The organism is uncultured Gemmiger sp. (assembly GCA_944388105.1).
Lineage (GTDB): Bacteria > Bacillota > Clostridia > Oscillospirales > Ruminococcaceae > Gemmiger.
In genome coordinates, this window is record CALXHN010000085.1 from 1 (window position 1) to 8,750 (window position 8,750).

Sequence of the window (8,750 nt, forward strand, 5' to 3'; positions counted from 1 at the left end):
GGCCGGTGGAGATCACCGCAATGTCGAACCCGTCGGTCAGGGTCTCGCCCTTGCCAATCTCAAAATGGTACTTTTCCGGGTCATGGAACACCGGGGTGGCCAGACGGGACAGGCGCAGGTACACGGGACCATTGAAGGCGTAAGCGGCCCTCACGGCGGCCTTGGCTTCCACGTCGTCGGCGGGGCAGATGACCGTCATGCCGGGAATGGCCCGCATGAGGGCAAAGTCCTCGCAGCACTGGTGGGAAGCGCCGTCCTCACCCACCGAAAGTCCGCCGTGGGTGGCGGCGATCTTCACGTTCAGGTGGGGGTAGCCGATGGAATTGCGCACCTGTTCCCAGGCACGGCCGGCGGCAAACATGGCAAAGCTGGAAACAAAGGGCACATAGCCGAAGGTGCTCATACCGGCGGCCACGCCCATCATGTTGGCCTCGGCAATACCGCAGTTGAAGAAGCGGGCGGGGTATGCCTTGGCAAAAACGGCCGTCTTGGTGGAAGCCGAAAGGTCGGCGTCAAACACGACCAGATCGTCGTGGCCGGCATCCGCCAGCTCGACCAGCGCCGCACCGTAGCTGTCACGGGTGGCGATCTTTTTTACTTCAGCCATTGTTCATACTCCTTCTCCAGCTGGTCGTGGGCAGCCTGCAGCTCCGCCATGGCGCGCTGGTATTCTTCGTCGTTGGGGCCCTTGCCGTGCCAGCCGACGGCATTCTCCATAAAGCTGACACCCATGCCCTTGGTGGTGTGCAGCAGCATGCAGGTGGGCTTGCCGCTGCCGTGGGACCGGTCAAACAGCACAAAGGCCTGTTCCAGGTCGTTGAAGGAGTTGCCGTTGCACACGATGGTGTTGAAGCCGAAGGCGTCCATCTTCTGGTCCAGGGGCTCGCTGTTCATGATGGCGCTGGTGGCGCCGTCGATCTGCAGCCCGTTCACATCGACCATGATGCACAGGTTGTCCAGCTTGTAGTGGGAGGCAAACATGAAAGCTTCCCAGCATTCGCCTTCTTCGATCTCGCCGTCGCCCATGATGGTGTAGACGTTGATGTCCTTGCCCTGGGCGCGGGCGGCCAGAGCCATGCCGCAGGCCGCCGAAACGCCCTGCCCCAGGCTGCCGGTGCTCATATCAACGCCGGGAACGGTGTTCATGTTGGGATGGCCTTCCAGATAGCTGCCGCAATGACGCAGGGTCCGCAGATCCTCCACCGGGAAAAATCCGCGTTCCGCCAGCGCCGAATACAGCCCCGGGGCCGCATGGCCCTTGGACAGCACGAACCGGTCACGGTTGGGGTCCTGGGGATTTTCGGGGTCGATCTGCATCTCCTTGAAGTACAGATAGGTCAGCGCATCCGCGGCCGAAAGGCTGCCGCCGGGATGCCCGCTCTTGGCGGCATGGGTCGCCTCAATGATGCCCATGCGCACGCGGGTTGCAGTCATCTTCAGCTGCAACATATCCTGTTTTAACATAAGTCGCGCTCCTCTTAACAGAAAGATCTCCCGGTCATACCGGGGAAGGTTTCCGAATCTGTTCCACCTTTATCTTATACCAAACCGTTTTGGCGCGCAATGCCTTTTTGGCTCTGCGGGTGAAAAAAACGCAAAAAAATGCCGGATCGCGGCACCAGAAAGCCACGGCTGATACGATAATTTTTAATTATAGCACAAATTCCCCCGGGGGAAAAGCCCCCCCTTGCCGGTGCGCTGGGGCAGCGCGGCCGGTTTTTGTGCTTTACTTTCGGTAAAAAATGCCGTACAATAACCTATAATAGGCCGACTGTCCGGCAGCCGGCCACATCATCGGGCGGGGCTTGCGCGCCGTACCGCCCGCAGGAAAAGCGAGGGTACAACAGTGTTCAAAATCGTGAAAAGACGCGAACTGAACCCCACGGTGACCGAGCTGGTCATCGAGGCACCGCTGATCGCCAAAAAGGCCAAGGCGGGGCAGTTCATCATCATCCGCGCCAAGGCGGACAGCGAGCGCATCCCGCTGACCATCGCGGGCTACGATCGTGAAGCGGGCACCGTCACCATCATCTTCCAGGTGGTGGGCGCCGGCACCATGGAACTCAACACCCTGCCCGAGGGCGGCTATGTCCACGATTTCGTGGGCCCCCTGGGCAAAGCCACCGAGATCGAAGGCCTCAAGAAGGTCTGCGTGGTGGGCGGCGGCGTGGGCTGCGCCATCGCCCTGCCCGTGGCCCAGGCCCTGCATGCCCAGGGCACCAAGGTCACCGGCATCGTGGGCTTCCGTGACAAGGACCTGGTCATCCTGGAAGACGAGTTCCGCGCCTGCTGCGACGAGCTCATCATCATGACCGACGACGGCTCCTACGGCCGCAAGGGCGTGGTCACCGTGCCCCTGGAAGAAAAGCTTTCCGGCGGCGAGACCTTCGACGAAGTCATCACCATCGGACCCCTGATCATGATGAAGTTTGTGGTCAAGACCACCAAGCCCCACAACGTCAAGACGGTCGTCTCCATGAACCCCATCATGGTGGACGGCACCGGCATGTGCGGCGGCTGCCGCCTGACCGTGGGCGGCCAGACCAAGTTCGCCTGCGTGGACGGGCCGGACTTTGACGGCTTTGAGGTGGATTTTGACGAGGCCATGCACCGCGGCACCATGTACAAGGACTTTGAGCGCCATGCCCGGGACGAGGCCTGCAACCTGTTCAAGAAGGAGGTCGAGTAAGATGCCCAACATGGACCCCAAAAAGTGCCCCATGCCCAGCCAGGACCCCAACGTCCGCAACAAGAACTTCAAGGAAGTGGCCCTGGGCTATACCGCCGAGATGGCCGTGAATGAGGCCAAGCGCTGCCTGCAGTGCAAGAACCATCCCTGCCGTTCCGGCTGCCCCGTGGACATCGACATCCCCGGTTTCATCGCCGAGGTGGCCAAGGGCGACTTTGAGGCCGCCTACCAGGTCATTGCCAGATCCAGCGCCCTGCCTGCCGTCTGCGGCCGCGTCTGCCCCCAGGAGAACCAGTGCGAAGGCAAGTGTGTCCGGGGCATCAAGAATGAGCCGGTGGGCATCGGCCGCCTGGAACGTTTCGTGGCCGACTGGCACCGGGAAAACGTGCATACCCCCGCCGTCAAGCCCGAACCCAACGGCCACAAGGTGGCGGTCATCGGCGCCGGTCCCTCCGGCCTGACCGCGGCCGGCGATCTGGCCAAGATGGGCTACAAGGTCACCATCTACGAGGCCCTGCATGTGGCCGGCGGCGTGCTGATGTACGGCATCCCCGAGTTCCGTCTGCCCAAGGACATCGTCCAGAAGGAAGTGGACGGCCTGAAGGACCTGGGCGTGGACATTGAGTGCAACATGGTCATCGGCAAGGTGCTGACCATCGACGAACTGCTCAACGAGTACGGCTATGAGGCCGTGTACATTGCTTCCGGCGCCGGTCTGCCCCGGTTCATGGGCGTCCCGGGCGAAAGCCTGAAGGGCGTCTACTCCGCCAACGAGTACCTGACCCGCGTCAATCTGATGAAGGCCTACCTGCCCGATTCCCACACCCCCATCAAGAAGTCCAAGGCGGTGGCCGTGGTGGGCGGCGGCAACGTGGCCATGGACGCCGCCCGCTGCGCCAAGCGCCTGGGCGCCGAGACCGTCTACATCGTCTACCGCCGCGGCATGGCCGAACTGCCCGCCCGTAAGGAGGAAGTGGAGCACGCCGAGGAGGAAGGCATCATCTTCAAGACCCTGACCAACCCGGTGGAAGTTCTCGGCGACGAGGACGGCTGGGTCAAGGGCATGACCTGCGTGGAGATGGAACTGGGTGAGCCGGATGCTTCCGGCCGCCGCCGCCCCATCGTCAAGGAGGGCAGCGAGTTCGAGCTGGACGTGGATACCATGATCATGGCCCTGGGCACCAGCCCCAACCCCCTGATCCGCTCCACCACCCCCGGCCTGGATGCCGACAAGCACGGCTGCATCATCACCAACGGCCCCGACGGGCTGACCAGCCGTCCCTTCGTGTATGCGGGCGGTGACGCCGTCACCGGCGCCGCTACCGTCATCCTGGCCATGGGCGCCGGCAAGGAGGCCGCCAAGGCCATCGACGAAGCCATCAAGGCCAAGAACCAGTAAGTGCGCATACCTGCCGCCAACCGGCGTATACTAACAGCAGGCCGCCGCGCCGCCGTCCGTTCCGGGCGCGGCGCGGCGGCTTTTTGCGCCCTTTTGCCAAGGAAAGGATTTTCTTTCGCCATGTATGACCGTTTCATCCAGTTCGTGATCCCCCGTATCGGCCAGGGGCTCATCGCCCTGGTTTTGTACCTGAATTTCCTCGCCCTGCCCTTTCTGCAGCCTCTGGCCGGACAGCCGGTGCTCTTCTTCGGCCTGCCCCTGGTCCTGCTGACCGCCCTGGTCTGGCTGGCCCGGGACCCCCTGGGGGTGGGGCTGGCCGCCGCCGCCCAGCTGTGCGGGGTGTACGCGGCGGGGGATCTGGTCACCCTGCTGGCCCATGCCCTGGACGGCCCGGTGTGGCAGGTCTGGCGGCTGGTATGGCAGGGGGGACTGCTGGCCTGGGCGGTCACGGTGGTGCTGCTCCTGTGGGGCTGGCGCAAGGCGGTGCGGCTGTGCACCACCTGCTACACCGTATCCACCAAAAAGCCCCTGCCCGGGGGCCGGCTGCGGGTGGTGCAGCTCAGTGACCTGCACCCCGGCACCGGCGCCATGAACCACACCCGCATCCCCGAACTGGAGGAGCGGGTGGCGGCCCTGCATCCGGATGTGCTGGTGCTCACCGGGGACATCTTTGACGAGTATACCTCCCGGCAGGACTTTGAGGCCTTCTGCGCCCTCTTTGGCCGGTGGGATCTGCCCGGGGGCAAATGGTTCGTGCCGGGAAACCATGATCTCTTCCACTACTGGCACACCCCCAGCTACACCCGGGCGGAACTGGAAGAGCGGTTCGCCGCCGCCGGGGTGACGATCCTGGAGGACGATTCCCGCCTCCTCTCCCTGCCGGACCGGCAGGGGGCGCCGGTGCGCATCACCGGCCGCAGGGACTGGCTGGATACCAAGGGCAGGCGTCTGGCCCCCGCCGAACTGCAGCCCGGCGGTCCGGACGGGGTGTTCACCCTCTGGCTGGACCATGAACCCCGGGAACTGCGGGATGCCGCCGACGCCGGGGCGGACCTGATCCTCAGCGGCCACACCCACGGCGGGCAGATCTGGCCCGCAGGACTGGTGGCCCGACTCTTCCGGTACAATGAGGTCAACTATGGCCGCAAACGCATCACCCCCACCTGCACCGCCGTGGTCAGCGGCGGCACCGGCACCTGGGGCTACAAACTGCGCACCGCCGGCCGCACCGAGATCGTCTGTGTGGACGTGACGCAGGAAATGTGATATTCTCTTATGGCGTCATATCCGTTGCGCAAGCAACCGAATACAGCCCACAATTTGGGTATACTAACAACGGATATCAAGATAAGGGAGAGTATATATATGAAGATCGTTTTTTACGGTACCCGCGATTACGACCGCCTGTACTTTGAACTGCTGGCCGCCGACCCGGACTACGGCTGCTCCATCCGTTTCCTGGCCGCCAACCTGGACGTGGACACCGCGCCCCTGGCCAAGGGCGGGGACGCAGCCTGCGCCTTTGTGAACAGCGACTGCTCCGCCCCCGTGCTGGAAGCCCTCCATGAAGCGGGCATCCGGCTGCTGCTCATGCGCTGCGCCGGGTACAACAACGTGGACCTGGCCGCCGCCAAGCGGCTGGGCATCACGGTGCTGCGGGTCCCCGGCTACAGCCCCGAGGCCGTGGCCGAACACGCCATGGCCCTGGCCCAGGCGGCCAACCGCCGCATCTGCAAGGCCTATATCAAGGTGCGCAACAACAACTTCGCCCTGGACGGCCTGCTGGGCTACAACCTCTACGGCTCCTGCGCGGGCATCATCGGCACCGGGCGCATCGGTGCGGCCATGGCCCGCATCTGCCACGGCTACGGCATGACCGTGCTGGCTTATGACCAGTACCACAACCCCGAGCTGGAAGGCATCGTGCGCTATGTGGAGCTGGACGAGCTGCTCCGCGCCGCCGACCTCATCAGCCTGCACTGCCCCCTGACCGCCGACACCCACCACCTCATCAACGCCGAGACCATCGCCAAGATGCGGGACAACGCCATCCTGGTCAACACCAGCCGGGGCGGCCTCATCGACACCAACGCCCTCATCGACGCCCTGCGCGCCCGCAAGTTCGCCGGCGTGGGTCTGGACGTGTACGAGGACGAGGACGGCCAGGTGTTCGAGGACTTCTCCGACGATGTGCTGCAGAACGAGGTGGTCCCGGTGCTGCTCAGCTTCCCCAATGTGGTGGTCACCAGCCACCAGGCCTTCTTCACCCGCACGGCGCTGCAGAGCATCGCCATCACCACCATGGAAAACGCCCGTGCTTTTGAGCGGGGCGAAAAACTGGTGAACGAAGTCCACGAGTAATCATACAACAAAAACAGCCCCTTCCCGCAGACAATACGGGAAGGGGCTGCATTTTGTTATTTACCAGATGCCGATGATGTGCTGCATGCCCAGGCTCACGCCGGTGATGGCCACCCAGCACACAAAGCCCATGACGATGGCCTTGCCGCCGGTGCGGACCATCTTGACCAGATCGGTGTTCAGGCCGATGGCCGCCATGGCCATGACGATGAAGAACTTGGACAGTTCCTTCAGCGGCTGGAACAGGGAAGCATCCACGCCCGCGGACACGCAGACGGTGGTGATGACCGAGGCCAGCAGGAAGAAGATGATGAAGAAGGGAAAGACCTTTTTCAGGGAGAAGCTGCCCTGCTGGGCTTCGCCGCTCTTGCGGGCCTTGGCGGCCCCCATGAGGGCCAGCACCAGGGTGATGGGGATGATGGCCAGGGTGCGGGTCAGCTTGACGATGGTGGCGCCTTCCAGGGCGTTGGCGCCGGGGTGCATCCCATCCCAGGAGGCCGCCGCGGCGGTGACGGAGGAGGTATCGTTGACGGCGGTGCCGGCAAACAGGGCAAAGCCCTCATTGCTCAGGCCCAGCTGGCCGCCCAGCCAGGGGAAGATCAGGGCTGCCAGCACGTTGAACAGGAAGATGACCGAAATGGACTGGGCGATCTCCTCATCATCCGCATGGACCACCGGGGCGGTGGCAGCAATGGCAGAGCCGCCGCAGATGGAGGACCCCACGCCGATGAGGGTGGAGGTGTTCCCCGGCAGATGCAGGACCTTCTGCAGCAGGAAGGCCACCACCAGGGAGGTGGTGATGGTGGACACGATGACCGGCAGGCTCTGGGCGCCCACCCGGGCGATCTCGGACAGGTTCAGCCCGAAGCCCAGCAGAATGACCGCGTACTGCAGGATCTTTTTGGAGGTGTAGGTGATGCCCGGTTGGGTCAGGGTCTTGTCCTTGTAGAACAGGGCAATGACCATGCCGATGAGGATGGCAAACACCGCGCCGCCGATGACGGGGAAGGCCTTGCCCAGCAGCCAGGACGGCACCGCAATGACCAGGCAGGCCGCAACGCCCGGAAGCAGTTTCTTCACGTTTTCCATAGGATGGTTCTCCTCCTGATATCGTTGGTTTTGTTTTCTCCGTGGACCAGTATATGGCATTTTCAGTATCATGTAAAATTATAATTCTTTATTTATATATAATTGCGTGTTATAATAAGGCCATCAACTGCGCCACCCTATCCGAACAGGAGGAATCCCCATGCTGGACCATAAGGTGGAGACTTTTCTGGCTTTGTGCCAGACCATGAATTATACCCGCGCCGCCGAACAGCTGCACATCACCCAGCCGGCAGTGTCCCAGCACATCCGCGCGCTGGAAGCGGAGTACGGTGCCCGTTTTTTTGCCTATGAGGGCAAGCAGCTCTCCCTGACCGAGGCAGGCACCCTGTTTCTGCGCACCGCTTCGGCGGCCCGCCATGACGACCTGCACCTGAAGGAACTGCTGCGGGCCCAGGCAGGGCGGCACACCCTGCATTTCGGGGCCACCCTGACCATCGGGGAGTACCTGATGCCCGGGCCGCTGTCCCGCCTGCTGCGCACCGACCCCGACCTGCGGCTGCGGATGGTGGTGAACAACACCGACGCCCTGCTGGCCATGCTGGACCGGGGGGAGATCGACTTTGCGGTGATCGAAGGCTTCTTTCCCCGGCAGGACTACGACGGTCTGGTCTTTGCCCGGGAGGAGATGTTCCCGGTGTGCGCCCCCGCCAACCCCCTGGCCGCCGGCACCCACGAATTGCGGGACCTGCTGGACGCCCATCTGCTGGTGCGGGAGGAGGGCTCCGGCACACGGGAGATGCTCCAGCGGGCACTGCAGGAGCGGGGCCTGTCTCTGGCGGATTTTCCCCATCTGGCGGAGCTGGGCAGCCTGAACGCCATCAAGGCCCTGGTGCTGGAAAACTGCGGCATCACCTTCTGTTACCGGTCGGTGGTGGCCAGAGAGCTGGCGGCGGGCACCCTTTGCCGGATCGACCTGCCGGATTTCACCCTGGCCCACGATTTCACCTTCCTGTGGCAGAAAAACAGTGTTTTTGCGCCCTATTACCGGGAAGTATTCACCAAGCTGCGGCCGTAAACCACAGAAGCCCGCCCGTTCCTGATAAGGAACGGGCGGGCTTTTGCGATGGTAAAGCAAAAAGAAAAAGCCGGACCAACTGTCCGGCTTTTGATGTGGTGCGCGGTACAGGACTCGAACCTGTGACCTCCTGCACGTCAAGCAGATGCTCTACCAGCTGAGCTAACCGCGCATGT

7 protein-coding genes, 1 tRNA gene and 1 pseudogene are annotated in these 8,750 nt (G+C 63.2%); 5 read left to right on the forward strand and 4 right to left on the reverse strand.

Annotation, left to right across the window (positions count from 1 at the left end; all coding sequences use genetic code 11):
- A pseudogene (locus tag Q0K17_RS09010) lies at positions 1–607 on the reverse strand (transketolase family protein); the annotation flags it as partial.
- Positions 595–1,464 (reverse strand): transketolase, encoded by an 870-nt coding sequence (locus tag Q0K17_RS09015; protein ID WP_294542418.1) that lies wholly within the window; start codon positions 1,462–1,464, stop codon positions 595–597. The pseudogene Q0K17_RS09010 and the gene Q0K17_RS09015, both read right to left, overlap by 13 nt.
- Positions 1,465–1,846: 382 nt before the next feature.
- Between Q0K17_RS09015 and Q0K17_RS09020 the strand changes: the two genes are divergently transcribed.
- From Q0K17_RS09020 to Q0K17_RS09035, 4 genes are all read left to right on the forward strand, one after another.
- The gene (locus Q0K17_RS09020) at positions 1,847–2,689 is read left to right on the forward strand and encodes a sulfide/dihydroorotate dehydrogenase-like FAD/NAD-binding protein (protein ID WP_294542420.1); all 843 of its coding nucleotides are present in this window, start codon (positions 1,847–1,849) and stop codon (positions 2,687–2,689) included.
- A gap of 1 nt (position 2,690) precedes the next feature.
- Positions 2,691–4,088, forward strand: coding sequence for an NADPH-dependent glutamate synthase (gltA, locus tag Q0K17_RS09025; RefSeq protein ID WP_294542421.1), 1,398 nt, complete (start codon positions 2,691–2,693; stop codon positions 4,086–4,088).
- Positions 4,089–4,208: 120 nt separating this feature from the next.
- Complete coding sequence (locus Q0K17_RS09030; protein WP_294542423.1) at positions 4,209–5,354, forward strand: metallophosphoesterase; 1,146 nt, start codon at positions 4,209–4,211, stop codon at positions 5,352–5,354.
- A gap of 99 nt (positions 5,355–5,453) precedes the next feature.
- Positions 5,454–6,449 carry a 2-hydroxyacid dehydrogenase gene (locus tag Q0K17_RS09035; RefSeq protein ID WP_294542424.1) on the forward strand — a complete coding sequence of 332 codons (996 nt, stop codon included), beginning with the start codon at positions 5,454–5,456 and terminating at the stop codon, positions 6,447–6,449.
- 60 nt (positions 6,450–6,509) lie between these two features.
- On the opposite strand, the gene Q0K17_RS09040 is transcribed toward Q0K17_RS09035, so the two are convergent.
- Complete coding sequence (locus Q0K17_RS09040) at positions 6,510–7,538, reverse strand: YeiH family protein (RefSeq protein ID WP_294542426.1); 1,029 nt, start codon at positions 7,536–7,538, stop codon at positions 6,510–6,512.
- 160 nt (positions 7,539–7,698) lie between these two features.
- Between Q0K17_RS09040 and Q0K17_RS09045 the strand changes: the two genes are divergently transcribed.
- Positions 7,699–8,574, forward strand: a complete 876-nt coding sequence (locus Q0K17_RS09045; protein ID WP_294542428.1) for a LysR family transcriptional regulator — start codon at positions 7,699–7,701, stop codon at positions 8,572–8,574.
- Between the two features lie 96 nt (positions 8,575–8,670).
- Here Q0K17_RS09045 and Q0K17_RS09050 read toward each other — a convergent pair.
- Positions 8,671–8,746, reverse strand: a tRNA-Val gene (locus Q0K17_RS09050).
- Positions 8,747–8,750: the final 4 nt, after the last annotated feature.

Excerpts from the sequence above, each read along its gene's own strand:
- Q0K17_RS09040 (WP_294542426.1), bottom strand. The coding sequence starts at position 7,538 with ATGGAAAACGTGAAGAAACTGCTTCCGGGCGTTGCGGCCTGCCTGGTC.
- Q0K17_RS09015 (WP_294542418.1), bottom strand. The coding sequence starts at position 1,464 with ATGTTAAAACAGGATATGTTGCAGCTGAAGATGACTGCAACCCGCGTG.
- Q0K17_RS09030 (WP_294542423.1), top strand. The coding sequence starts at position 4,209 with ATGTATGACCGTTTCATCCAGTTCGTGATCCCCCGTATCGGCCAGGGG.
- Q0K17_RS09045 (WP_294542428.1), top strand. The coding sequence starts at position 7,699 with ATGCTGGACCATAAGGTGGAGACTTTTCTGGCTTTGTGCCAGACCATG.
- gltA (WP_294542421.1), top strand. The coding sequence starts at position 2,691 with ATGCCCAACATGGACCCCAAAAAGTGCCCCATGCCCAGCCAGGACCCC.
- Q0K17_RS09035 (WP_294542424.1), top strand. The coding sequence starts at position 5,454 with ATGAAGATCGTTTTTTACGGTACCCGCGATTACGACCGCCTGTACTTT.